The sequence below is a fragment of the Nocardia sp. NPDC058244 genome (genome assembly GCF_042882065.1).
Classification (GTDB): Bacteria; Actinomycetota; Actinomycetes; order Mycobacteriales; family Mycobacteriaceae; genus Nocardia.
On record NZ_JBHVWX010000006.1, the window covers coordinates 106,487 to 130,698 of the forward strand.

Sequence of the window (24,212 nt, forward strand, 5' to 3'; positions counted from 1 at the left end):
TCGATCGACGGTAGGAATCGGCCGTACCGGTGGCTGGCGGGATCCCGCCGTCACCGTCCCGGCGTGCCGATTCTGTCTCGTGGCGGGGGGAGCCGGTGGGCGTCAGGCGACCGGCGCCGACTCCTCGATCGTGGCCAGAATCCTGGCCGCACCGCCGGTGGACAGCCATTCGCGCAGTGTCGTGAGGCCCGGGTGCAGCAGGCGCAGGGCGGGCAGGTCGGCGTGCCAGCCGCCGGTCTCGCGGATCAGGCGCCAGGTATTGCCCAGCTGGGGGCCGATCGCCTCGGCCTCGGACTCCGCGATCTCGCGGTAGTGGACCGGCCTGCCGATCGCCTCGGCGATGGCCGCGGCGGCCGCGACCGGGGTGATCGCCTCGCCCGCCAGTTCCAGGGTCCGGCCGTGCCAGCCGGCCGGATCGGCGAAGGCCAGCGCGGCGAATTCGGCGATGTCGGCCAGGGCGATCATCTGCAGCGGCCGGTCGGCCGGGAACAGGTGCCGATGTTCCCCGCCCGCCCTGATGCCGTCGACCGGCAGGCCCTGGATGAGGTAGTTCTCCATGAAGCGCACCGGGCGCAGCACGGTGTAGCGCAGCCCGGATGCGGCGACCGCGTCCTCGATCCGGCGTTTTCCCTCCTGGCCCCACGACTCGGCCGAGCCGAGGGTGGCCACGCCGGTGAAGACGATCTGGTCGGCGCCCGCCGCGCGGGCCGCGTCGACCATGGCGGCGCCACGGCGGCCCTCGTCGCCCGCGTCCCAGCCGTCGGGTCCGTAATCGGCTGGGGGAACCAGGAATACGGATCGCACGCCGGTGGCCGCCGCCCGCAGCGTCGGCGGGTCGTCGAAGTCGCCGACGGCGAGTTCGGCGCCCGCGGCGGCCAGGGCGCGGGCCGCGGGGGCGGCGGGATCGCGGACGAGGGCGCGGACCGGGTGACCGTCGGCGAGCAGCTTGCGGGCGGTGGCGCCGCCCTGCTTGCCGGTCGCGCCGGTGATCAGAACGGGCAGTGCTGACGACATGTGGATGAGCTCCGTTTCGTTCCCTACAATCGGGTCGGTCGACCCGTATGCCGGACGGTACGGGCGGGACGACCCGGTCGACCAGGTGTGGTGTGGGGAAGGCGTAACGAAATGACCGTCGACAACGGCGTGGAACCGGTGATCCGAGCCGATGCCCGGCGCAACCGCGCGCTGATCCTGGTCGCCGCCCAGCGATTGCTCGCCGAGCGCGGCACCACCGTCTCACTCGCCGAGGTGGCCCGCCGGGCCGGAGTCGGCGCGGGCACGGTCCACCGGCATTTCCCCACCAAGACCGACCTGCTGGAAGCGGTCATGCAGCAGCGGGTCGACCGGCTCGCCGCGCTGGCCGCCGACCACCTGGCCGATCCCGACCCCGGCGCGGCCTTCTTCGCGCTGTGCACCCATGTCATCGTGACGACGCCGGGCAACAAGGACCTGTGCGACCTGGTGCAATCCGACGACGGCTGGCCGCGCGCCCTGCTGCGCGGCGCGGGCAACCGCTTCCATCGCGCGCTCGGCGCCCTGCTCACCGCCGCCCAGCGCCAGGGCGCGGTCCGCCGCGATGTCGGCGTCGCCGACGTGCTCGACATCTTCACCGGCTGCGTGGCGATCCAACGGCATCGGCGCGCGGGCGAACCGCTCGCGCCCGCCGTCGTGCTCGTCCTCGACGCGCTGCGTGGCCGCCCGTCGAGCGTCACGGAACCGACGACCTCAGACCGTGACGAAACGCACCAGAGTGACGAAACTCCGCGGTGTCCCGTGTGCGCCGAGCCGGTACGCCGGTCGGGCACCGGCAGGCCCGCCCGCTACTGCTCGGCAGCCTGCAGGCAGAAGGCGCACCGCAGGCGTCACCTGGCGCCTACAGCAGATCGCTGACGTCGTCCGGGACGTCTACCGCGTATTTGCGGAGGATGTCCATGGAGATGACCTCCAGGGCGTTCTCGTGTGTCGCGGCCAGCACCACCGGCGCGGCGACACCGTCCTCGTGGGCGTGCAGCCAGCGCACCGCCACCACGCACCAGCGGTCGCCCGGCTGCAGGCCGGGGAAATTGTTCTCCGGACGCGGAGTACTGAGGTCGTTGCCGATGGATGCCTGATGCTCCAGGAATTCCGCCGTCACGACCGTGCACACGGTGTGGCTGCCGAGATCCTCCGGACCGGTGCTGCAGCAGCCGTCCCGGTAGAAGCCCGTGAGAGGATCGGTGCCGCACTCTTCCAGCGGCCCCCCAAGCACGTTTCGATCGGTCACGTCGCCGATCCTATGGGGCGAGCGCCAGAAGTTCCGCAGGACAACGAATCTGTAGTGTTTCCCCGGCGTGCCGATGCGCCCCGGCGCCCGTCACCGACCCGCCGCGCCGACGCCGCCGACGTGCCGCGACCCGCCCCCCGAATAGACTCGGCCGGGTGAGTTCGCAAGCGTGGATCCTGATCGCCGCGATCGCCGCCGTGCTGTTGGTGGCGCTCGTCGCGGGTTTCGTCCTGTACAAGCGGCGCCAGATCTCCCTGGCACCGCCCGAGCCGGACAAGGAGTTGACGGACCGGTCCGGTGGGTACACCGCGTCCGGCGGATTCAGTTTCAGTCAGGGCGGGTCGGCGGCCACGCTGCCGAAGCCCGAACCGGTGGGGGAGCGCACCGACGACGAGGGCCAGCCGCACGTCGGTGACGACGCGGCCGTCCCGCGCGATGCCCCCCGCCGCGGGATCACCGACGTGCCGCTGCCCGAGGCCGATGTGCAGGTCGACGAGACCGTCGTGGTCCCGGACGACCTGAGCTCCCTCGACACCACCGCGACCGACACTGCCGCGACCGAAACCACCGCGACCGAAACTACCGCGACCGATGCCGCGCCGACCGACACCGCGCCCACCGAGCCCGCGCCGGTCGAGACCGAACCCACCCCGGCCGAGGCCGCCCCCGCCGAACCCGCCGTCGCCGAGGAGCCCGCCCCCGCCGAGGTCGACGCCGTCGCCGCCGCGATCGAGGAGATCGACCCCACCGCGGGCCGTCTCGAACGCCTGCGCGGCCGCCTGTCCCGCTCGCAGAACGCCGTCGGCAAGAGCCTGCTCGGCCTGCTCGGCGGCGGTGACCTTGACGAGGAGTCGTGGGAGGAGATCGAGGACACCCTGGTGCTGGCCGATATCGGCACCGCGAGCACCGCGAAGATCGTCGAACGCCTGCGCGAGGAGATGGCCGCGCGCAGCGTGCGCACCCCGGAACAGGCCCGCGCCGCGCTGCGTGACGTGCTGATCGAGGCGCTGCGCCCCGAGCTGGACCGGTCCATCCACGCGCTCCCGCACGCCGATCATCCGGCGATCCTGCTGGTCGTCGGTGTCAACGGCACCGGCAAGACCACCACCACCGGCAAGCTGGCCCGCGTGCTCGTCGCCGACGGCCGCCGGGTGCTGCTCGGCGCCGCCGACACCTTCCGCGCCGCCGCCGCCGACCAGCTGCAGACCTGGGGCGAGCGGGTCGGCGCCGAGACCGTGCGCGGCAAGGAGGCCGCCGATCCGGCTGCCGTCGCCTTCGACGCGGTCACCGCCGGCATCGATCGCGGGGTCGACGCGGTCCTGGTCGACACCGCGGGCCGCCTGCATACCAAGACCGGCCTGATGGACGAGCTCGGCAAGGTCAAGCGGGTCGTGGAGAAGAAGGCCGAGGTCGACGAGGTGCTGCTGGTCCTCGACTCGACCGTCGGCCAGAACGGCCTGATGCAGGCCCGGGTGTTCGCCGACGTCGTCGACATCACCGGTGTCGTGCTCACCAAACTGGACGGCACCGCCAAGGGCGGCATCGTGTTCCAGGTGCAGCACGAGCTCGGGGTGCCGGTGAAGCTGGTCGGTCTCGGTGAGGGCGCCGACGATCTGGCGCCGTTCGAGCCCGGTGCCTTCGTCGACGCGCTGCTCGGCGGCGCCGCGTAACCATCCCTACGATGCCCGCCCGATCCAGCGATCGGGCGGGCATCGTCGTTTTCCTGGGGAAACGCCGTGTCCACCTCCCCGCGCGAACCGCGGGCGAACCGCACACTCGTACCGGCCTCACCGTGAGGTGCTCCGCGATGGCCAACCACAGGAAACGTGGAAGCAACACAACCGCGCTATCCGTTCACTCAGGTGAAACACCACAGCTCAACGGATGAAACACCGAGTGGCGACCCTTCTGTACAGGTCCTTTTGCCGTCATCGGCGAGGCCCGAGATGAGGAGGAAGACAAGGTGGCATTTCCACTGATCGGTACACCGGATACCGGTGACACCGCTTGGATGCTGGCGTCCGCAGCGCTCGTGCTGCTCATGACGCCGGGTCTGGCGTTCTTCTACGGCGGTATGGTCCGTGGCAAGAACGTGCTGAACATGATCATGATGAGCATCTCCGCGATGGGCGTGGTCACCGTCCTGTGGGTTCTCTACGGCTTTTCGATGGCTTTCGGTGAGGACAAGGGCAACCTCCTCGGTGACCCCCTCCAGTACTTCGGGCTGAAGAGCATCTTCGGTGGCACCGGCGCCGACTCGCCGGGTATCCCGCTGTTCACCGCGACCCCGGAGGACCCGACGGCCCCGATCACCGCGGGTATCCCGCTGACGGTCTTCGTCGCCTTCCAGCTCATGTTCGCGATCATCACGGTCGCACTCATCTCGGGCGCGGTCGCCGACCGCCTCAAGTTCGGCTCGTGGCTCGTATTTGCCGGAATCTGGGCCACGGTCGTCTACTTCCCCGTCGCGCACTGGGTCTTCGCCTTCGACGGCTACACCGCTGAGCAGGGCGGCTGGATCGCCAACAACCTCAAGGCCATCGACTTCGCCGGTGGTACCGCGGTGCACATCAACGCCGGTGCGGCGGGCCTGGTCCTCTGCCTGATCCTCGGCAAGCGCAAGGGCTGGCCGAAGACCCCGTTCCGTCCGCACAACCTGCCGTTCGTCATGCTCGGCGCCGGTCTGCTGTGGTTCGGCTGGTACGGCTTCAACGCCGGTTCGGCGCTGGGTGCCAACGGCATCGCGGGTGCCACCTTCATCACCACCACCATCGCCACCGCGGCCGCGATGCTCGCCTGGCTGCTCGTGGAGAAGATTCGTGACGGCCACCCGACCTCCCTCGGTGCCGCCTCGGGCATCGTCGCCGGTCTGGTCGCGATCACCCCGGCCTGTTCCTCGGTGAACGTGGTCGGCGCGCTGGCCATCGGTGTCGTCTCCGGCGCGCTGTGCGCCCTGGCCGTGGGCCTGAAGTTCCGCTTCGGCTTCGACGACTCGCTCGACGTCGTCGGCGTCCACCTGGTCGGTGGTCTGGTCGGCACCCTGATGGTCGGCCTGGTCGCCACGGCCGAAGCTCCCGCAGCTGTCGAGGGTCTGTTCTACGGTGGTGGAGTCGAGCAGTTGAAGCTGCAGGCTGTCGGTGCCTTCACCGTCCTGGCCTACTCGCTCGTCGCGACGGCCGTGATCGCGTACGCGATCAAGTTCACCATCGGCCTGCGCGCGAGCGAAGAGTCCGAGGCGGCGGGCCTGGACGAGTCCGAGCACGCGGAAACCGCTTACGATTTCGCTGCTGTGGGTGGCACGGCACGCTCGCTCGTCAAGGAGGCATGACGAACATGAAACTGGTTACGGCAATCGTCAAACCGTTCACGCTCGAAGACGTGAAGACCGGGCTGGAACAGGCAGGCGTGCTCGGCATGACCGTCAGTGAGGTCCAGGGGTACGGCCGGCAGAAGGGCCACACCGAGGTCTACCGCGGCGCGGAGTACTCGGTGGACTTCGTTCCGAAGGTTCGCGTCGAGGTCGTCGTCGACGACGCGTCGGTCGAGAAGGTCGTCGAGGTGATCGTCGAGGCCTCGCGCACCGGGAAGATCGGTGACGGCAAGGTGTGGGTGACCCCGGTGGACACCATCATCCGGGTCCGCACCGGCGAGCGCGGAAGCGACGCACTGTAATTCGGTAGCGACGCACGGTTGTAAACGATCGAGCGGCGGCCCCGCTCCCACCGGCAGGACCGGTCGGGGCGGGGCCGCCCGCATGAATGGCGGTGGGACTGTGGCACAACAGAACGGCGGTATTCAGAACAACGGGGCGGCCGACCTGGTGAAGGCCAGGGCGCAGCTGCTCGACGGGGCGGGGCCCCGCAATCCCCGGCTCGATCCGGAATCGCTGCGCGCGGCTTTGGTCGACCTGTTCGAACTGTGGCTGACCAGCAAGGGCAACGAGCTCGGCATCACCGCCGACAGCGGCCTGGCCGTCGTCGCGGTCGGTGGCCTCGGCCGCCGCGAGATGCTGCCGTTCTCCGACTTGGACCTCGTACTGTTGCACGACGACGTCGACCCGGCCGTGGTGTCGGAGGTCGCCGATCAGCTCTGGTATCCGCTGTGGGACGCCCACATCAAGCTCGATCACAGCGTCCGCACCGTGCCGCAGGCCCTGCGGGTGGCCGCCGACGACATGGTCGCCGCGCTCGGCCTGCTCGAAGCCCGCCACATCGTCGGCGACGAGGACCTGTCCAACCTGCTCATCGGCGGCGTGCGCCGGGAATGGCGGACCGGCATCCGGTCCCGTTTCGACGAGCTGATCGCCCAGACCACCGCGCGCTGGCAGCGCAGCGGCGAGATCGCCCACCGCGCCGAACCCGACCTCAAGAACGGCCGGGGCGGCCTGCGCGACATCCAGCTGCTCGACGCGCTCGCCATCGCCCAGCTGACCGACGCCATGCCCGGCCTCGGCCCCGAGGTCCCCGGCGGCGGGCTGAAGCAGGCCCACCGCAGACTGCTCGACGTGCGCACCGAACTGCACCGGGTCGCCGGGCGCGCCCGCGACCAGCTGCGCGCCCAAGACGCCGACGAGATCGGCGCGGCCCTGCGCATCGGCGACCGGTTCGATCTGGCCCGCACGTTGAGCGATTCGGCCCGCACGGTGAGCTACTCGACCGATGTCGGTCTGCGCACCGCGGCCAACGCGCTGCCGCGCCGCGGCCTGGCCAGGCTGCGGCGGATGCCGGTGCGCCGACCACTCGATGAGGGGGTGGTCGAGCACTCCGGCGAGGTGGTGCTGGCCAGGGACGCGCGGCCACAGCGCGATCCCGGCCTGATCCTGCGGGTCGCCGCCGCCTCGGCGCAGACCGGGCTGCCGATGTCGGCGACCACGCTCAACCGGCTCTCCGAGGACGCCCCCGAGCTACGCGAGCCGTGGCCCAAGGACGCCCTCAACGACCTGCTGGTCCTGTTGGGCGCGGGCCGCGGCAGCATCGACGCGGTGGAGGCGCTCGATCGCACCGGCCTGTGGGGCAGGCTGTTTCCCGAGTGGGGCGCGGTCCGCGACCTGCCGCCCCGCGACGCCCTGCACACCTGGACCGTCGACCGGCACCTGATGGAAACCGTCGCCTACGCGGGCGCGCTCAGTACCCGGGTCGCCCGGCCGGACCTGCTCGCGCTCGGCGCGCTGCTGCACGACATCGGCAAGGGCCGGGCGGGCGATCACAGCGTCGTCGGCGCCGAACTGGCCACCCACATCGGCCGCAGGCTCGGCCTGTGGCCCTCGGACGTGCGCACGCTCAGCGCGATCGTGCGCCACCATCTGCTGCTCCCCGACACCGCGACCCGGCGCGACCTGGCCGACCCGGAGACCGTGCGATTCGTCGCCGACGCGCTCGGTGGTGACGTCGGTCTGCTCGAACTGCTGCACGCGCTGGCCGAGGCCGACTCGATGGCCACCGGCCCCGGCGTCTGGGGTGACTGGAAGGCCTCGCTCATCGGCGATCTGGTGCGCCGCTGCAAGCTGGTGATGGCGGGGGAGCCGCTGCCGCAGCCGGAACCGATCGACCCCGACCTGCTGGAGAAGGCGCGCGCGGGCGGCGTCCACGTCACGCTCGCCCCGGGCGAGGGCAAGCACACCTACCTGGTGACCGTCATCGCGCCCGACGAGCCCGGCCTGCTCTCCGACGCCGCCGGCGTGCTGGCCCTGCATTCGCTGCGGGTGCTGTCGGCCTCGCTCGGCAGCGCGGGGGAGTCGGCGATCAACACCTTCGCGGTGACCCCGAAATTCGGCGACCCGCCGGACGCGGGTCTGCTGCGCCAGGAGCTGATCCGGGCCACCACCGGCGCGCTGAACCTGCCCGAGGTGCTCGCCAAGCGCGAGGCCGAGGCGATCGGCGCCGGACCGGGCCGGTACGCGCGGGCCCAGCCGCGGATGATCTGGTCGGCGACCAGTACGCCGGGGCAGGTGATTCTCGAACTGCGCGCCGAGGACCGGGTCGGCCTGCTCAGCAGGCTGGCCGGTAGCTTCGCGACGGCCGGGGTGAACGTGCGCTGGGCCAAGGTGGTCACGATGGGTTCGGCCGTGGTCGACGCGTTCTGTCTCGATCTGGGCGACGCCGACAGCCCGCAGCTGCGCGACCGCATCGAGAAGGCGGTCCTGGACGTGGTCCCGCTCCCGGCACCGCCGCCGCCCCCCGAACCGAGCGCCGACTGAGACAGTCAGGACACAGTTTCACCACCGATTGCTATCAGGTTGCCCGTCAACGGTCTCCGGTGCCCGATCAGTCGAGATGAGACCTATAGCATTCGAGAGGTCTGGCTGTCACTCGTTCGAGGGGAGCAGATCCGTGGCTATCGAAGTCGTATCCGCATCGATGATGACCAGCGACGCGACCTCGCATATCGCGCGCTGCGTCGGCGGTGACCTGTGGGTGGTTTCGTGGCTACCGGGGCGCACGCTCTCCGGCGCCCAGGCCCTGGCGGCGATGACCATCGCCTCCACGACCGCCCGGCACGTCGACAGTCCCGATGCCGAATGGGAGCGGATCGAGTCGCTCTCGCGTGAGCTGGGTCTCACCGGCCGGGAGGCGGTGTACCTGGTGAACATCGAAAACCACGAATTGCGGCGCACCGCGCCACCGCACGTGCGGCACCGGGAATAACACCCATTACCCTGGGAGGGCAATAGACGTCCCTTTCAGATCAGGAGCGCGATCGGTGTTCGAATCCCTGTCCGACCGGCTTACCGGTGCACTGCAGGATCTGCGCGGTAAGGGGCGTCTGTCACCGGCCGACATCGACGCCACCGCGCGCGAGATCCGCCTCGCCCTCCTGGAAGCCGACGTCGCGCTGCCCGTGGTGCGCGGCTTCATCGCCAACGTCAAGGAGCGCGCCAAGGGCGCCGAGGTCTCCGCGGCGCTGAACCCGGCCCAGCAGGTCGTCAAGATCGTCAACGAGGAACTGGTCAACATCCTCGGCGGCGAGACGCGCAGGCTGAACCTGGCCAAGAACCCGCCGACGGTCATCATGCTGGCCGGTCTGCAGGGTGCCGGTAAGACCACCCTCGCGGGCAAGCTGGCCAAATGGCTCAAGGCCCAGGGGCATCAGCCGATCCTGGTCGCCTGTGATCTCCAGCGTCCCGGCGCGGTCACCCAGCTGCAGGTCGTCGGTGAGCGCGCGGGCGTGCCCGTGTTCGCCCCGCACCCCGGCACCTCGATCGGCGGCGGCGAGAACCCGCTCGGTATCTCGGCGGCCGACCCGGTCGGTGTCGCGCGCGCCGGTGTCGAAGAGGCCAAGGCCAAGCAGTACGACGTGGTCATCGTCGATACCGCGGGCCGCCTCGGTATCGACGCCGAGCTGATGCGCCAGGCCGCGGGCATCCGCGACGCCGTGCAGCCCGACGAGACGCTGTTCGTGCTCGACGCGATGATCGGCCAGGACGCGGTCAGCACCGCCGAGGCGTTCCGCGACGGTGTCGGCTTCACCGGTGTCGTGCTCACCAAGCTCGACGGCGACGCCCGCGGTGGTGCCGCGCTGTCGGTCCGCAATGTGACCGGTTCGCCGATCATGTTCGCCTCCACCGGTGAGAAGCTCGAGGACTTCGACGTCTTCCATCCGGACCGGATGGCCTCGCGCATCCTCGGCATGGGTGACGTGCTCACCCTGATCGAGCAGGCCGAGCAGGTCTACGACGCCCAGCAGGCCGAGGAGACCGCCCGCAAGATCGGCAGCGGCGAGCTCACCCTCGAGGACTTCCTCGACCAGATGCTGGCCATCCGCAAGATGGGCCCGATCGGCAACCTGCTCGGCATGCTGCCCGGCGCCGGTCAGATGAAGGACGTGCTCGCCCAGGTCGACGACAAGCAGCTCGACCGGGTGCAGGCCATCATCCGCGGCATGACCCCCGCCGAGCGCGACAACCCGAAGATCATCAACGCCTCCCGCCGCCTGCGCATCGCCAACGGCTCGGGCGTGCAGGTCTCCGAGGTCAACCAGCTCGTCGACCGTTTCTTCGAGGCCAAGAAGATGATGGCCATGATGGGCCGTCAGATGGGCCTGCCCGGCGCGCGCCGCGGCAACAACAAGAAGGGCAAGAAGGGCAAGAAGGGTGGGCGCGGCCCGACCCCGCCGAAGATGCGCGGTGGTTTCCCCGGAATGCCCGCCGGGATGCCCGGTCTGCCGCCGGGCATGGACCTGTCGCAGATGCCGCCGGGGCTCGACCAGCTGCCGCCGGGTCTGGAAGGCATCGACCTGTCCCAGCTGAAGTTCCCCAAGAACTGATCCGACGAGAACACCGCGGCCGAGCATCGGCCGCGGTGTTCTCGTCTCCGGGTCAGATCACGCCGGGGATCAGGGCCTTGCGATTCGCCGGGTAGTCGACGAACTTCTCCCGGTACCAGCGGTGCGTCGCGAACGCGCGCGGCACCAGGTTGCCCGCCGTGATCAGGAAGATCGCCACCCCGGCCAGCGACCAGGTGAGCAGCGCGAACCCGGCCCAGGCGATGAGTTCGCCCAGGTAGGCCGGGCTGCTGACGAACCGGAATCCGCCGCCGAAGGGCACCCGGTACTCGGCCGCGCCGGGGTTGTTCTTGTCGCGCAGGTTGCGCACGATCGCCTCCGACCGCACCAGCAGCCCGAAGCCGCACAGGTACACGACGAGCCCGATCAGGAAGCGCGGGTCGGTGAGCCAGGCGGTGCCGTACTGGTTCTTGTAGTCGTTGCTGAAGAAGGCGCCGTTGAGATAGCCGTGCAGCGAGGTCACGAAGACCCCGGCCGCGACCACCGAGAAGTTGAAGCTGCTCTTCTTGCCCGGCACCTGCCGGATGGACAGCGGGAAGAACCAGCCGCGATTGCCGTAGTGCAGCAGCCAGATCGCCGCCAGCACCAGCGGCACCGGCTCGAAGCGGTCGGGCCCGCTGAGATAGAACACCGCGAACACCACGGTCGCGGGCAGTTCCATCAGCCACCAGCCCAGCTTGGGGTTGAGATTGAAGCCGATCGAGGTCGAGGCGAAACGGCCGTACGGACTCTGCGCGAACAACCCGCCCACGATCACGAACGCGGCGAAGGCGAAGGCGATGGCCAGCACCGTGTCGTAGGTGGCGTTCCCGGTGTACCAGTCCATCGAGATTCCTTTGTCCAACAGCGCGCCGGGCACGATCGCCGACGCAAAACTAGAACACGTTCTATCATGGATCGGGCAGGGGCAGCGCGACTATGGAGGACCTACATGCCGTTGGATCGGACCGCGGAAGACCTGCTGGCGGCCGTACAGGCCTCGCCCCGCGCGGTGGCGGCGCACGACAAGGACGCCTGGGTCGGCCTGTTCGTCGACAACGCCGCCGTGCACGATCCGTACGGCGCGCGCGAACACATCGGCCGCGAGGCGATCTCGCGGTTCTACAACGTCTTCATCGCGCCGAACACCATCGCCTTCCGGGTCGAGCGCGACCTGGTCGCCGGGCGCACGGTGGTGCGCGACCTGCACATCGAGACCACCATGTCGACCGGCGCCACCGTCACCGTGCCCATGCACCTGCGCTACGACCTGATCGAATCCGCCGACGGCTGGCGGATCGCGCGCCTGGCCGCGCACTGGGAACTGGCGGTGATGATCCGGCGGCTGCTCGGCACCGGTCCGTCCGGGATGCTGGCCGGGACCAAGCTCGGCCCGCAACTGGTCGCCGAGCTGGGTGTCGGTGGCGCGATGGGCATGATGCGCGGCCTGCGCGGTGTGGGCACCACGGGCAAACGCGTCGTCGGCAGGCTCTTCGGCGCCGCCGCCGCGGGCGACCTGGCCGGTGTCCGGGATCTGCTCGGCGCGCGGGCGGCGGTGGAACTGCCCGCCGGGCGGCCGGTCGACGCGGCGGGGTTCGCCGAGTTCGCCCGGGACATCCGGTGGGAGAAGATGATCGCCGCCGGGCGCACGGTCAGCGCGAGCGTGCGGATCGGCGCGGCGCGCGGGGTGGCCTTCGTCGACTTCGCGGCCGACGAGCCGCGGATCGTCGCGGTGACGGTCTTCCTCGGCGAACCGGAGCTCGCCCGGTAGCCGGTGGCGGCCCGCCGACCCGGGTGCGTCGGCCGAGCGCGGGCGGTAGGTTGGGGCCAGGCCGACGTCTGGAGGTTCGTGTGCATCTGCGTGGTGTGGTTCTCCCCGGCGACGAGGAGCGCGACCTCTGGGTCGTCGACGGGCTCGTCACCTTCGAGCCGGTGCCCGGGGCCGAAACCCTGTGCCGCACCGGCTGGATCGTGCCCGGCCTGGTCGACGCCCACTGCCACGTCGGGATCCGCTACGGCGGCGGCGACGAGACCCGCGAGGGCGCGATCGAGCAGGCCGAGACCGAACGCGACGCCGGCGCGCTGCTGCTGCGCGACGCGGGCTCGCCGATCGACACCCGCTTCATCGACGAGCACGCCGAACTCCCGCGCATCATCCGCGCGGGCCGCCACATCGCCCGCCCCAAGCGCTACATCCGCGAACTGGGCATCGAGCTCGACGACGAACGCGACCTGCCGGAGATCGTCGCCGAGCAGGCCCGCTTCGGCGACGGCTGGGTCAAGATCGTCGGCGACTGGATCGACCGTTCCGTCGGCGATCTGCGGCCGCTGTGGAGCGACGACATCCTGAAGCAGGCGATCGACGCCGCCCACGCCAACGGCGCCCGCGTCACCGCCCACGTCTTCGGCGAGGACGCGCTGCCCGGCCTGATCAACGCCGGCATCGACTGCCTCGAACACGGCACCGGCATCACCGACGACACCATCGAGCTGATGCTCGCCCACGGCACCGCCCTGGTCCCCACCCTGATCAATATCGACACCTTCCCCGGCATCGCCGACAGCGCCACCAAGTTCCCCGTCTACGCCGCCCACATGCGTGACCTGCACCGACGCGTCCGCGACACGGTCGGCAAGGCGCACGAGGCGGGCGTGCCCATCTACGCGGGGACCGACGCGGGCGGCTCCATCCGCCACGGCCGGATCGCCGACGAGATCGCCGCCCTCGGCGGCGCGGGCCTCTCGCCGCACGACGCGCTGGGCGCCGCCTCCTGGAACGCGCGCACCTGGCTCGGCCGCCCCGGCGTCGAGGAGGGCGCCCCGGCCGACTTCGTCGTCTACGCCGACGACCCCCGCACCACCCCGGCCGCGCTCACCGACCCCGACTGGGTGGTGCTGCGCGGGCTGGTGGTGAAGACCCCGGACCCGGTCACCGGCCACCGCTGACCGGCGGCACCGGGGAACGGCCGATTTCAGTCGGCGCGGACCGGTCTGGCACAATGAACAACCGTCCTTCCTGGACAGTGTCAGCCCGTCTCCGGTCACGTACCGCGCGGCGGTCACACACTTCATGCGCGAAACCGGACCCGCAGACCATGCGGGTCGCCGAATCGCGCGGTGACCAAACTACTGAAAGAGGCAGATCAGCATGGCTGTTCGCATCAAGCTCACCCGCCTGGGCAAGATCCGCAACCCGCAGTACCGCGTGGTTGTCGCCGACGCCCGCACCCGTCGTGACGGCCGGGCCATCGAGGCCATCGGCAAGTACCACCCGAAGGAAGAGCCCTCGCTGATCGAGATCGATTCCGAGCGTGTGCAGTACTGGCTGGGTGTCGGCGCGCAGCCGACCGAGTCCGTGCAGCGTCTGCTGGAGATCACCGGCGACTGGCAGAAGTTCAAGGGCCTGCCGGGCGCCGAGGGCACCCTCAAGGTGAAGGCCGCCAAGCCGTCCAAGCTGGACCTGTTCAACGCCGCGCTGGCCGCCGCCGACAACGAGCCCGTCGCCGAGGCCGTCACCCCCAAGAAGAAGGCCGCCAAGAAGGACGAGGAGGCCGCCGAGGCCCCCGCCGCTGAGGCTGCCGAGTAATGACTGCCGTTGTTGCCGATGCCGTCGAACATCTGGTTCGCGGCATCGTCGCCAACCCCGATGACGTCCGCGTCGAGCTGATCACCGGCCGGCGCGGGCGCACCGTCGAGGTGCACGTCCACCCCGAGGACCTGGGCAAGGTGATCGGGCGTGGTGGTCGTACCGCGACCGCGCTGCGCACCCTGGTCGCCGGCATCGGTGGCCGTGGTATCCGGGTCGACGTGGTCGACACCGACGCCTAGATGGAACTCGTCGTAGGTCGGGTCGCCAAGTCGCACGGCGTGCGCGGCGAACTCGTCGTCGAGGTGCGCACCGACGAGCCGGAACTCCGGTTCGCCCCCGGTGCCACCCTGCACGGCAAGATGCCGAAATCCGCGGCGACCCGCGACTACACCGTGAAGTCGGCCCGAGAGCACTCGGGCCGGCTTCTGGTCTTCGTCGACGGTGTCGCCGACCGTACCGCGGCCGACGCGCTGCGCGGCATGCTGTTCGTCGTCGACAGCGACTCGCTGCCCCCGTCCGAGGACGAGGACGCCTTCTACGACCACGAGCTCGAGGGCCTGCGCGTCGAGCTCACCGACGGCACCGTCGTCGGCGAGGTCACCGAGGTGCTGCACTCGGCCGCGGGCGAACTGCTGTCGGTGCGCGCCGCCGACGACGGCCGCGAGATTCTCATCCCCTTCGTCACCGCCATCGTGCCGACCGTGTCGATCGCCGAGGGACTGGTGGTCATCGATCCGCCCGAGGGCCTGCTCGATCCGGAGTAATTCGTGCAACTCGATGTCGTCACGATCTTCCCGGAGTACCTCGAGCCGCTGCGGACCGCGCTGCTCGGCAAGGCCGTCGACAAGGGCCTGATCTCGATCGGCGTCCACGACCTGCGTGACTGGACGCACGACGTGCACAAGTCGGTCGACGATTCGCCCTACGGCGGCGGTCCCGGCATGGTCATGAAGCCCACCGTCTGGGGCGACGCGCTCGACGCGGTCTGCCCCGACGACGCGCTGCTCGTCGTCCCCACCCCGGCCGGTGTGCCGTTCACCCAGGCCACCGCGCAGCGCTGGTCCACCGAGCGGCACCTGGTCTTCGCGTGCGGCCGCTACGAGGGCATCGATCAGCGGGTCTTCGACGACGCCGCCCGTCGCGTCCGCGTCGAAGAGGTGAGCATCGGCGACTACGTGCTCATCGGCGGCGAGGCCGCCGTGCTGGTGATGACCGAGGCCGTGGTGCGGCTGATCCCCGGCGTGCTCGGCAATCAGCAGTCCCACCAGGAGGATTCGTTCTCCGACGGGCTGCTCGAAGGTCCCAGCTACACCCGCCCGGTGTCCTGGCGTGGCCTCGACGTGCCGCCGACCCTGCTCTCCGGCGATCACGCCAAGGTGGCCGCCTGGCGGCACGAACGGTCCCTGGAACGCACCCGCGAGCGCAGGCCGGACCTGCTCCCGGAGCCCGAACTCCCGCGCTAGGCGGGCACCACCCTGGTGGTGATGCAGAACGGGTGCCCGGCCGGATCCAGCAGCACGCGCCAGCGCGGGTCCTGTTGCACCGGAGCGGGTTTGGCACCGATCGCCATCGCGTGCTGTTCGCAGAGGTCCAGGTCGGCGTCGGCGGCCAGCTCCAGCTGCACCGCGGCGCTGCCCGGCCACTGCGGCGGGTAGTAGTCCTCGACGCGTTGCGCGGCGATCGTCAGCCCCGACGGGAGCCGGATTCCGACACTGTGGGCGTCGTTCCACAGCACGCGGCCACCGAGTAGCCCGAGATAGAAGCGGGCGAGGGTTTCGGGGTCGTCACAGTCCAGCGAGACGCCGGCCAATTGGAAAGGCTCCGTCATCCGACCGACGCTACCGGGCCGGATCGACGTCGAGATTGTTTTGTCCCAAAGATATTCGGGTATCCGGAGGGGTAATTCGTTGTGTCATCGTCCAGGACGGGGATTGCTCGTTCCATCCGGAATGGCTTCCGCCGCAACGAAGCTCGGCCGATCGACCGGGTCGATCCGGCCCCCTTGCACATGTTCCCAGTACAGACCGTGCGTCCCAGGATGATTCGGGCGACGGCGCACTCCGGTGGTCCCGGAGTCCGGCTCCGCGCCGGGGGACCGTGCTCGGCGGCAGTGCCGCTCGCGGGTGCGCGCACCGGCCGTCAGGACGGCCGGGAGGGTGACCGATCACACATCAGGGCAGGAGCCCGTGGCGCCGGGCCAGGGCCACCGCTTCGTGCCGGGTTCGCGCGTCGAGCTTGGTCATCGCCTGCCGCAGATAGCTCTTGACGGTCTCCGGGCCGAGCGAGAGCCGCAGCGCCGCCTCCTGATTCGTGCAGCCGAGCGCGATCTGGGCGAGCACGTCGAGTTCGCGCCGCGACAGCCGGGGCACCTCTGCCGCCGGCTCGCCGGTCAGGACGCCGGTGAGCCGATCGCACACCCCCGACAGCTGGGCGCGCACCGCCGCGTCGCCGCTGGCCGCCGCCAGCGCCCGCAGCTCGGCGTGGATTTCGCGCAGCTCCTCGGTGACCGCGGGCGTGGCGGCGGGGGCCGGCGTCGCGAGCGCGAGCATCCTGACCCGCCGGTCCACCTCGTCGCGCACCGCGATCTCGGTGGCCAGCCGCCTGCTCGCCTGCAGGATCACCTCGGTCGTGCGATCGCCGATCGGGCCCGTGCCCCTGGTCGCCGCGTACAGCACCGCGCGCGGGCGGTCGTCCACCACGACCGGCACGGCGACCACCGAGCGCAGGCCCTCGCCGCACACCGGGCCGTCGTAGTGGTGGGTGATGGTGGAGGCGCCGCGATAGTCGGCCACCGAGGCGGGCCTGCGGCGCTCCATCGCCTGGCCGCCGAGCCCGGACGTGCGCAGCACCGTCAGCCCGCGCAGCCCGGTGGTGACGGTGCCGACGAACTCGGTGAGCAGCAGGGCGTCCTCGTCCACCGCGCCGCCGAAGATCACCGGGACGTTCGCGCGGCGCGCCACCCAGCGGATCTCCGCGCGCAGCGCGTCACCGTCGCGGGGGCGCAACAGAGCAGTGGCCGGCATCGGTCACCCCTTTTCGGGGGTAGTGGCGAACGTGAGGTGTGCCACATTCTAGGACAAGACCTGGCGGCCCGGCCCAGGTGTTGAGGAGAACTGCGATGAGTACCGACCTGGACGCGCGGGTGCGCGACCTGCTCGAGAGTTACGACGGACCCGAGGCCAGCGCGGCCGAGTTGCTGTGTGACCGGCATCCGGCCGAGCGGATCGCCTGCACCGTCGTCGAGTCCGATCTGAGCGCGTACGAGCTGACCTACGGCGAACTGCGGGAGCGGTCCGCGCGCTTCGCGGCGGCGCTGGCCGAGCTGGGGGTGCAGCCGGGCGACCGGGTCGCGACGCTGATGGGCAAGTCCGCCGACCTGGTCGTGGCGCTGCTCGGCATCTGGCGGCGCGGCGCGGTGCACGTCCCGCTGTTCACCGCCTTCGCGCCGCCCGCGATCGGTTTCCGGCTCGCGGCCGCCCACGCGAAGGTGGTCGTCGCCGACGCCGATCAGGCGCCCAAGCTGGCCGTGAGCGCGGACATCCCCGCCGATCCGGAGCGCCGCACGATCATCGTCGGCGACACCACCGACCCCGACGCGCTGCGGTTCGCCGACCTGCTCGCCGCGCACCGCGCCGACGACCCGCGCGCGTCCGCGGTGGCCGTCGGCGGTGACGGCCTGCTGGTCCAGCTGTTCACCAGCGGCACCACCGGCACCCCCAAGGGCGTGCCGATTCCCGTGCGGGCGCTGGCCTCGTTCCACGCCTACCAGGAGTTCGCGCTCGACGTGCGTCCCGACGACGTCTACTGGAACGCCGCGGACCCGGGCTGGGCGTACGGGCTCTACTACGCGATCCTGGCCCCGCTGGCGACCGGCACCCGCAGCCTGCTGCTGCACGCCGGGTTCTCCGCGCCGCTCACCCTGGACGTGCTGCGCCGTTTCGGCGTCACCAACTTCGCCGCCGCACCGACGGTCTACCGGGCGTTGCGCGCCGGTGGCGACCCGGAGGGGATCGCGCTGCGCCGGGCGTCGTCGGCGGGCGAACCGCTCACCCCCGATGTGGTCGCCTGGTCGGAGCGGGCGCTCGGGGTCGCGGTACGCGATCACTACGGCCAGACCGAGCACGGCATGGTCATCTGCCACGCCTGGCACCCGGACGTCGACCGCCCGGCCCCGCCCGGTTCGATGGGCACCCAGCTGCCCGGCTGGACCTGCGCGGTGCTGGCCGACGACGCCGACGTCGAGGCCGCGCCCGGCGAGATCGGCCGGGTCGCCATCGACACCGACCACAGCCCGCTGCTGTGGTTCCTCGGCTACCTCGACGCCCCCGAGCGCACCGCGAGCCGGTTCACCCCCGACGGGCGCTGGTACCTCACCGGTGACGTCGGCGCCCGCGACGCGGACGGCTTCTTCCACTTCAGCTCGCGCGACGACGACGTGATCATCATGGCCGGCTACCGGATCGGCCCGTTCGAGGTCGAGAGCGTGCTGGTGCTGCACGATCAGGTCGCCGAGGCCGCCGTCGTCGGCATGCCGGACGAACTGCGCGGCGAGGTGCTCGAAGCCTTCGTCGTGCTGCGCGACGGCGCCGAGGGCGGTGCCGAGCTGACCGCCGAACTCCAGCGCCTGGTCAAGGACAAGTTCGCGGCGCACGCCTATCCCCGGCAGGTCCACTACGTGACGAGCCTGCCCAAGACACCGAGTGGCAAGGTGCAGCGATTCCTGCTGCGCGGCAAGGAGACCCGCTGATGTCCGCACTGAGCTACGCCCACGGCCTGACCGGCACGCCGCTGCTCGGCGACACCATCGGCGCGAACCTCGATCGCACCGTGGCCGCCCACCCGGACCGCGACGCGCTGATCGACCGCCCCACCGGCCGTCGCTGGACCTACCGGGAGCTGGGCGTCGCGGTCGACGCCGTCGCGACCGGCCTCGCCTGCCTCGGCATCGGCGCGGGCGACCGGGTCGGGATCTGGGCGCCCAACTGCGCGGAATGGTTCCTCGTCCAGTACGCCACGGCCAAGCTGGGCGCGGTGCTGGTCAATATCAACCCGGCCTACCGCACCAGCGAACTCGAGTACGTGCTGCGGCAGGCGGGCATCCGCCAGCTGATCGCCGCGCCGGAGTTCAAGACCTCGAACTATGTGGCGATGATCGACGAGGTCCGGCCGAACTGCCCCGACCTGGAACAGGTCCTGATCCTCGGCCGATCGCAGTGGCAGGAGATCGCGGCCACCGAGCCCGACACCGAGCGACTGGTCGCCATCGCCGCGACGCTGTCGGCCGACGATCCGATCAACATCCAGTACACCTCGGGCACCACCGGTTTCCCGAAGGGCGCCACGCTCAGCCACCACAACATCCTCAACAACGGCTTCTTCGTCGGTGAACTGTGCGGATACACCGAGGTCGACCGGATCTGCGTGCCGGTGCCGTACTACCACTGCTTCGGCATGGTCATGGGCAATCTCGCGGCCACCTCGCACGGTGCGGCCGTGGTGATTCCGGCACCCGCGTTCGACCCGGCGGCGACCCTGGCCGCCGTCGCCGCCGAGCGCTGCACCTCGCTCTACGGCGTCCCGACGATGTTCATCGCGATGCTGGCCGAGCTCGACGCCGGGGCCACCCCGGATCTGTCGAGCCTGCGCACCGGCATCATGGCGGGGTCGCCGTGCCCGGTGGAGGTGATGAAGCGGGTCATCGACCAGCTCGGGATGACCGAGGTGTCCATCTGTTACGGGATGACCGAGACGTCGCCGGTGTCCACCCAGACCCGCAGCGATGACAGCATCGAACGCCGCACCGCCACCGTCGGCCGGGTCGGTCCGCATCTCGAGGTGAAGGTGGTCGACCCGGCGACCGGGCGCACCCTGCCGCGCGGCGAGGCGGGCGAACTGTGCACCCGCGGCTACTCGGTGATGCTCGGCTACTGGGACCAGCCCGACAAGACGGCCGAGGCGATCGACGCGGCCCGGTGGATGCACACCGGCGACATCGGCGTCATGGACGACGACGGCTACCTCTCGGTCACCGGCCGGATCAAGGACATGGTGATCCGCGGCGGCGAGAACATCTATCCGCGCGAGATCGAGGAATTCCTCTACACCCATCCCGATGTCGTCGACGCCCAGGTCATCGGCGTCCCCGACGACAAATACGGGGAGGAACTCATGGTCTGGCTCCGCCTGCGCGACGGCGCCCCGATCCTCGACGCCGCCGCCGTCCGCGCCTTCTGCACCGGCCGCCTGGCCCACTACAAGATCCCGCGCTACGTCCACGTGGTCGACGAGTTCCCGATGACGGTCACCGGCAAGATCCGCAAGGCCGAAATGCGCGAACTGGCCAGGGACATCCTCGGCTGACCCGCCCGCCGGACACGCGACCAGCTGATAGCGTGTCCGGCGAATCGCGGGGGTGTCCCCGGGGTCCGGATGATGGTGGGGGAGACGGTGATCCGTCGAGCGACGATGGTGGCGATGTCGGTCTGCGCGCTGGTCGCGGCGAGTGGGGGCACCGGGGGCGCCGACCCCGGGATCGCGGTCCTGCCGAGTCCCACCGGCGCTTTCCCGGTGGGGACGACCACTGTGCACCTGGTCGACGCGGCCCGGCCCGATCCGTTCGTGCCCGAACACGCCAGGGAACTGATGATCTCGGTGTTCTACCCGGCGACCGAGGTGGACCGGTACCCGCGCGGGCACTACGCCTCGACCGAGCTGATTCCCGGACTGGAACAGACAGTGGGCGTGGATCTTCCCGGTGCGCTGACCCACGCCTATCGCGCGGCGCCCGCGCGGACCGGCGAGACCTATCCGGTGGTGCTGTACACGCCCGGCGCCGGCGTCTCGCGGATCCTCGGTACCGGTCTCGCCGAAGATCTCGCCTCCCGCGGCTACGTCGTGGTGACCATCGACCACACCTACGAAACCGGGCCCGCGGTCGAGTTTCCCGGCGGCCGGATCGTGCCCCCGGCCCCCGCGCCGAACGGTTTCGACACCGCCATCCGCGCGAAGTACATCGAGGCCAGGCTGCTCGACTTCCGGTTCGTCCTCGACGCGCTCGCCCGGCTGGCGGGCGGCGAGAACCCGGACGCCGAGCGGGATCCGCTGCCCACCGATCTCGGTCGCGTGCTCGACCTCGACCGGGTCGGCGCCGTCGGTCATTCCTCCGGTGGCTACACCGCGGTGGAGGGCATGCACGAGGACCGGCGGATCGACGCGGCCGTTGACCTGGACGGTCAGATCGGCGTGGACGAGGCTTTCGGCCGCGCGGTGACCGAGGGCGTCGACCGGCCGACGCTGGTGCTGACCAGCAGCCAGATCGAGGAAGTCGGCGACGCGAATCCGGCGCTCGACGCGTTCTGGCGCTCCGCGACCGGCTGGAAACGCCATCTGGCCATCGCGAATTCGGCCCACTACGACTTCACCGACATGCCGTCGCTGGTGCCGGGGCCAGCCCGGCCGCTCGCCGCGCGGTACATCGGCACCATCGACCCTGATCGGATGGCGTTTCTGGTGCGCTGCACGGTCGCGGCGATGTTCGACAAATTCCTGCGCGAGCGCACCGATACGCCGCTCGATCGACCCGTGAACGAGCCCGAGCTGACGGTGGTTCGCTGACCTGGGAGTCGGCCGGGTGTCGGGGAAGAGCTGTAGTCTCTGCGGACGTGACGACAGCGCCCGAGACCGCCCGTTCGACGTCGAACGGCACTCCGACCGACAGCACGACCGTCCTCGCCAGCGTGGGCAGGCGGATCGCCGACGAACTGGGGGTGCGCGAGACCCAGGTCCGCGCCGCCGTCGAACTGCTCGACGGCGGTTCGACGGTGCCGTTCATCGCGCGCTACCGCAAGGAGGTCACCGGCGGCCTCGACGACGCCCAGCTGCGTCAGCTCGACGAACGGCTCGGCTACCTGCGTGAGCTCGACGAGCGGCGCGGCGCGATCATCGAATCCATCCGGGGCCAGGGCAAACTCGACCCGGCGCTGCACCAGCAGATCATGCTCGCCGAGACCAAGGCCCGCCTCGAGGACATCTACCTGCCCTACAAGCCCAAGCGCCGCACCAAGGCGCAGATCGCGCGCGAGGCCGGGCACGAGCCGGTGGCCGACGCGCTGATCGGCGACCCCACCACCGACCCGGCCGGCTACACCGCCGAACAGCTCGAGGGCGCCCGCGCCATCCTGGTCGAGCGCTTCGCCGAGGACGCCGACCTGGTCGGCGAACTGCGCGAACTGATGTGGAACCGCGGCCAGGTCACCTCGACAGTCCGCGCGGGCAAGGAGGAGGCGGGCGCCAAGTTCGCCGACTACTTCGAGTTCAGCGAGCCGTTCCACAAGCTGCCATCGCACCGGATCCTGGCGCTGCTGCGCGGTGAGAAGGAAGAGGTGCTCACCCTGCACCTCGAACCCGACACCGAGGAGCCGGCGCCCGGCGAGCGCACGATCTACGAGGGCCGCATCGCGGTCGCCGTCGGCATCGCCGACCAGGGCCGCGCCGCCGATCCGTGGCTGCTCGACACCGTGCGCTGGGCCTGGCGCACCAAACTGCAGGTGAGCCTGGGCATCGACACCAGGATGCGGCTGCGGCAGGCCGCCGAGAAGGACGCGGTCGACGTGTTCGCCGCGAACCTGCGCGACCTGCTGCTCGCCGCGCCCGCGGGCACCCGCACCACCATGGGCCTGGACCCGGGCTACCGCACCGGTGTGAAGGTCGCCGTCGTCGACGCCACCGGCAAGGCGGTGGCGACCGAGGTCATCTACCCGCACAAGCCGCAGGGCCAGACCGAGAAGTCGCTGGCCGTGCTGGCCGCGCTGGTGGCCCGGTTCGGCGTGGAGCTCATCGCCATCGGCAACGGCACCGCCTCGCGCGAGACCGATGCCCTGGCCACCGAACTGATCTCGCGCATCCCCGAGAACAAGCCGACCAAGATCGTGGTGTCGGAAGCGGGCGCCTCGGTGTACTCGGCCTCGGCCTACGCCTCGGCCGAACTGCCCGACATGGACGTGTCGCTGCGCGGCGCGGTCTCCATCGCCCGCCGCCTGCAGGACCCGCTGGCCGAGCTGGTGAAGATCGACCCCAAGTCGATCGGTGTCGGCCAGTACCAGCACGACGTCTCCGAGACGCTGCTGGCCCGCTCGCTCGGCGCGGTCGTCGAGGACGCGGTGAACGCGGTCGGCGTCGACGTGAACACCGCCTCGGTGCCGCTGCTCTCGCGCGTGTCGGGTGTCTCCGGCTCGGTCGCGGAAAGCATTGTCGCCCACCGCGACCAGAACGGCCCCTTCCGCAGCCGGACCGCGCTGCTCGAGGTACCCCGGCTCGGGCCCAAGGCGTTCGAACAGTGCGCGGGCTTCCTGCGCATCCGCGGCGGCGACGACCCGCTCGACACCTCCGCCGTGCACCCCGAGGCCTACCCGGTGGTGCGCCGCATCCTCGAGCACACCGGCAGTCCGATGGCCGAGGTCATCGGCAACACCGGCACCTTGCGCGCGCTGCGCCCCGCCGACTTCACCGACGAGAAGTTCGGTGTGCCCACCGTCAGCGACATCATCGCCGAGCTGGAGAAGCCCGGCCGCGACCCGCGGCCGGAGTTCAAGACCGCCGAATTCGCCGCGGGCGTGGAGAAGGTCGCCGACCTGCAGCCGGGCATGGTGCTCGAGGGCGTGGTCACCAATGTGGCCGCGTTCGGCGCGTTCGTCGACGTCGGCGTGCACCAGGACGGCCTCGTGCACGTCTCGGCCATGTCGCACAACTTCGTCAAGGACCCGCGCGAAGTGGTCAAGTCCGGTGACGTCGTGAAGGTCAAGGTGCTGGAGGTCGACGTGGCCCGGCAGCGGATCGGGCTGAGTTTGCGGCTCGACGACGAGCCGGGAAAGCCCGCGCAGGGGGACAATCGTGGTGGCGGCGCACCGCGCGGCCAGGGTCGTGGTCAGGGTCGTCCGCAGGGCGGCCGTGGTCAGGGCGCGGATCGTGGACAGCAGGGGCGTGGCCAGGCCCAGCAGGGGCGTGGTGGCAACCAGCGCAAGCCCGCGGCCGAGCCCAGCGGATCGATGGCCGACGCGTTGCGCCGGGCGGGATTCGGCGGCAAGTAACTCGACGACAGGGCGG

At 70.7% G+C, this 24,212-nt stretch carries 22 protein-coding genes; 17 read left to right on the top strand and 5 right to left on the bottom strand.

The window, feature by feature from the left end; all coding sequences use genetic code 11:
- Window positions 1-102: 102 nt before the first annotated feature.
- Window positions 103-1,014, bottom strand: a complete 912-nt coding sequence (locus ACFVW6_RS19940; protein WP_378832145.1) for an NmrA family NAD(P)-binding protein — start codon at window positions 1,012-1,014, stop codon at window positions 103-105.
- 111 nt (window positions 1,015-1,125) lie between these two features.
- Here ACFVW6_RS19940 and ACFVW6_RS19945 point away from each other — a divergent pair, with 111 nt between their 5' ends.
- Complete coding sequence (locus tag ACFVW6_RS19945) at window positions 1,126-1,890, top strand: TetR/AcrR family transcriptional regulator (protein ID WP_378832142.1); 765 nt, start codon at window positions 1,126-1,128, stop codon at window positions 1,888-1,890.
- Here the strand turns inward: ACFVW6_RS19945 and ACFVW6_RS19950 are convergent.
- Window positions 1,874-2,263 carry a DUF2237 family protein gene (locus ACFVW6_RS19950; protein ID WP_019048221.1) on the bottom strand — a complete coding sequence of 130 codons (390 nt, stop codon included), beginning with the start codon at window positions 2,261-2,263 and terminating at the stop codon, window positions 1,874-1,876. The genes ACFVW6_RS19945 and ACFVW6_RS19950 overlap by 17 nt on opposite strands.
- 155 nt (window positions 2,264-2,418) lie before the next feature.
- Here ACFVW6_RS19950 and ftsY point away from each other — a divergent pair, with 155 nt between their 5' ends.
- The 6 genes from ftsY (at window position 2,419) to ffh (ending at window position 10,525) form a co-directional block, all read left to right on the top strand.
- Complete coding sequence (ftsY, locus tag ACFVW6_RS19955) at window positions 2,419-3,933, top strand: signal recognition particle-docking protein FtsY (RefSeq protein ID WP_378832140.1); 1,515 nt, start codon at window positions 2,419-2,421, stop codon at window positions 3,931-3,933.
- 341 nt (window positions 3,934-4,274) lie between these two features.
- Window positions 4,275-5,591 carry an ammonium transporter gene (locus ACFVW6_RS19960; protein WP_355280497.1) on the top strand — a complete coding sequence of 439 codons (1,317 nt, stop codon included), beginning with the start codon at window positions 4,275-4,277 and terminating at the stop codon, window positions 5,589-5,591.
- Window positions 5,592-5,596: 5 nt separating this feature from the next.
- Window positions 5,597-5,935, top strand: coding sequence for a P-II family nitrogen regulator (locus ACFVW6_RS19965; RefSeq protein ID WP_110036141.1), 339 nt, complete (start codon window positions 5,597-5,599; stop codon window positions 5,933-5,935).
- Window positions 5,936-6,017: 82 nt separating this feature from the next.
- Window positions 6,018-8,459, top strand: coding sequence for a [protein-PII] uridylyltransferase (locus tag ACFVW6_RS19970; protein WP_355280499.1), 2,442 nt, complete (start codon window positions 6,018-6,020; stop codon window positions 8,457-8,459).
- Window positions 8,460-8,592: 133 nt separating this feature from the next.
- Window positions 8,593-8,907: a hypothetical protein gene (locus ACFVW6_RS19975; RefSeq protein ID WP_378832136.1), complete on the top strand. Its 315-nt coding sequence runs from the start codon at window positions 8,593-8,595 to the stop codon at window positions 8,905-8,907.
- Between the two features lie 55 nt (window positions 8,908-8,962).
- On the top strand, window positions 8,963-10,525 hold the full coding sequence (ffh, locus tag ACFVW6_RS19980) for a signal recognition particle protein (RefSeq protein WP_355280503.1): 1,563 nt from the start codon (window positions 8,963-8,965) through the stop codon (window positions 10,523-10,525).
- Window positions 10,526-10,577: 52 nt separating this feature from the next.
- Here the strand turns inward: ffh and ACFVW6_RS19985 are convergent, their stop codons facing one another.
- On the bottom strand, window positions 10,578-11,369 hold the full coding sequence (locus tag ACFVW6_RS19985) for a 3-oxo-5-alpha-steroid 4-dehydrogenase (protein WP_355280504.1): 792 nt from the start codon (window positions 11,367-11,369) through the stop codon (window positions 10,578-10,580).
- A gap of 105 nt (window positions 11,370-11,474) precedes the next feature.
- On the opposite strand from ACFVW6_RS19985, the gene ACFVW6_RS19990 reads away from it, so the two are divergent.
- The 6 genes from ACFVW6_RS19990 (at window position 11,475) to trmD (ending at window position 15,574) form a co-directional block, all read left to right on the top strand.
- The gene (locus tag ACFVW6_RS19990) at window positions 11,475-12,293 is read left to right on the top strand and encodes a nuclear transport factor 2 family protein (protein ID WP_378832132.1); all 819 of its coding nucleotides are present in this window, start codon (window positions 11,475-11,477) and stop codon (window positions 12,291-12,293) included.
- Window positions 12,294-12,373: 80 nt separating this feature from the next.
- Complete coding sequence (locus ACFVW6_RS19995) at window positions 12,374-13,468, top strand: amidohydrolase family protein (RefSeq protein ID WP_357344382.1); 1,095 nt, start codon at window positions 12,374-12,376, stop codon at window positions 13,466-13,468.
- Window positions 13,469-13,670: 202 nt separating this feature from the next.
- A complete protein-coding gene (gene rpsP / locus ACFVW6_RS20000) occupies window positions 13,671-14,108 on the top strand; it encodes a 30S ribosomal protein S16 (RefSeq protein WP_355280508.1) in 438 nt (145 codons plus the stop codon).
- The gene (locus ACFVW6_RS20005) at window positions 14,108-14,350 is read left to right on the top strand and encodes an RNA-binding protein (RefSeq protein ID WP_019048210.1); all 243 of its coding nucleotides are present in this window, start codon (window positions 14,108-14,110) and stop codon (window positions 14,348-14,350) included. Before rpsP ends, ACFVW6_RS20005 begins: the two co-directional genes overlap by 1 nt.
- A complete protein-coding gene (gene rimM / locus ACFVW6_RS20010) occupies window positions 14,351-14,875 on the top strand; it encodes a ribosome maturation factor RimM (protein ID WP_378832128.1) in 525 nt (174 codons plus the stop codon).
- A 3-nt stretch (window positions 14,876-14,878) separates the two neighbouring features.
- A complete protein-coding gene (gene trmD / locus ACFVW6_RS20015) occupies window positions 14,879-15,574 on the top strand; it encodes a tRNA (guanosine(37)-N1)-methyltransferase TrmD (RefSeq protein ID WP_378832126.1) in 696 nt (231 codons plus the stop codon).
- On the opposite strand, the gene ACFVW6_RS20020 is transcribed toward trmD, so the two are convergent.
- Together ACFVW6_RS20020 and ACFVW6_RS20025 are read right to left on the bottom strand one after the other, a co-directional pair.
- On the bottom strand, window positions 15,571-15,939 hold the full coding sequence (locus ACFVW6_RS20020) for a VOC family protein (RefSeq protein ID WP_355280513.1): 369 nt from the start codon (window positions 15,937-15,939) through the stop codon (window positions 15,571-15,573). The two genes, trmD and ACFVW6_RS20020, sit on opposite strands and share 4 nt — an antisense overlap.
- Window positions 15,940-16,282: 343 nt before the next feature.
- Complete coding sequence (locus ACFVW6_RS20025; protein ID WP_387792344.1) at window positions 16,283-17,134, bottom strand: response regulator transcription factor; 852 nt, start codon at window positions 17,132-17,134, stop codon at window positions 16,283-16,285.
- Window positions 17,135-17,229: 95 nt separating this feature from the next.
- On the opposite strand from ACFVW6_RS20025, the gene ACFVW6_RS20030 reads away from it, so the two are divergent.
- From ACFVW6_RS20030 to ACFVW6_RS20045, 4 genes are all read left to right on the top strand, one after another.
- Window positions 17,230-18,858 (top strand): AMP-binding protein, encoded by a 1,629-nt coding sequence (locus tag ACFVW6_RS20030; RefSeq protein WP_378833213.1) that lies wholly within the window; start codon window positions 17,230-17,232, stop codon window positions 18,856-18,858.
- Window positions 18,858-20,471, top strand: coding sequence for an AMP-binding protein (locus tag ACFVW6_RS20035; RefSeq protein WP_378833211.1), 1,614 nt, complete (start codon window positions 18,858-18,860; stop codon window positions 20,469-20,471). Before ACFVW6_RS20030 ends, ACFVW6_RS20035 begins: the two co-directional genes overlap by 1 nt.
- A gap of 87 nt (window positions 20,472-20,558) precedes the next feature.
- Window positions 20,559-21,725 (top strand): alpha/beta hydrolase family protein, encoded by a 1,167-nt coding sequence (locus ACFVW6_RS20040; RefSeq protein WP_378833208.1) that lies wholly within the window; start codon window positions 20,559-20,561, stop codon window positions 21,723-21,725.
- 47 nt (window positions 21,726-21,772) lie between these two features.
- Window positions 21,773-24,196 carry a Tex family protein gene (locus tag ACFVW6_RS20045; RefSeq protein ID WP_355280522.1) on the top strand — a complete coding sequence of 808 codons (2,424 nt, stop codon included), beginning with the start codon at window positions 21,773-21,775 and terminating at the stop codon, window positions 24,194-24,196.
- Window positions 24,197-24,212: the final 16 nt, after the last annotated feature.

Bases quoted from the DNA above. Each gene is read 5' to 3' on its own strand.
- ACFVW6_RS19940 (WP_378832145.1), bottom strand. From the start codon at position 1,014: ATGTCGTCAGCACTGCCCGTTCTGATCACCGGCGCGACCGGCAAGCAG.
- ACFVW6_RS19945 (WP_378832142.1), top strand. From the start codon at position 1,126: ATGACCGTCGACAACGGCGTGGAACCGGTGATCCGAGCCGATGCCCGG.
- ACFVW6_RS19960 (WP_355280497.1), top strand. From the start codon at position 4,275: ATGCTGGCGTCCGCAGCGCTCGTGCTGCTCATGACGCCGGGTCTGGCG.
- ACFVW6_RS19965 (WP_110036141.1), top strand. From the start codon at position 5,597: ATGAAACTGGTTACGGCAATCGTCAAACCGTTCACGCTCGAAGACGTG.
- ACFVW6_RS19970 (WP_355280499.1), top strand. From the start codon at position 6,018: ATGAATGGCGGTGGGACTGTGGCACAACAGAACGGCGGTATTCAGAAC.
- ACFVW6_RS19985 (WP_355280504.1), bottom strand. From the start codon at position 11,369: ATGGACTGGTACACCGGGAACGCCACCTACGACACGGTGCTGGCCATC.
- ACFVW6_RS19990 (WP_378832132.1), top strand. From the start codon at position 11,475: ATGCCGTTGGATCGGACCGCGGAAGACCTGCTGGCGGCCGTACAGGCC.
- rpsP (WP_355280508.1), top strand. From the start codon at position 13,671: ATGGCTGTTCGCATCAAGCTCACCCGCCTGGGCAAGATCCGCAACCCG.
- ACFVW6_RS20005 (WP_019048210.1), top strand. From the start codon at position 14,108: ATGACTGCCGTTGTTGCCGATGCCGTCGAACATCTGGTTCGCGGCATC.
- rimM (WP_378832128.1), top strand. From the start codon at position 14,351: ATGGAACTCGTCGTAGGTCGGGTCGCCAAGTCGCACGGCGTGCGCGGC.
- ACFVW6_RS20020 (WP_355280513.1), bottom strand. From the start codon at position 15,939: ATGACGGAGCCTTTCCAATTGGCCGGCGTCTCGCTGGACTGTGACGAC.
- ACFVW6_RS20025 (WP_387792344.1), bottom strand. From the start codon at position 17,134: ATGCCGGCCACTGCTCTGTTGCGCCCCCGCGACGGTGACGCGCTGCGC.
- ACFVW6_RS20030 (WP_378833213.1), top strand. From the start codon at position 17,230: ATGAGTACCGACCTGGACGCGCGGGTGCGCGACCTGCTCGAGAGTTAC.
- ACFVW6_RS20035 (WP_378833211.1), top strand. From the start codon at position 18,858: ATGTCCGCACTGAGCTACGCCCACGGCCTGACCGGCACGCCGCTGCTC.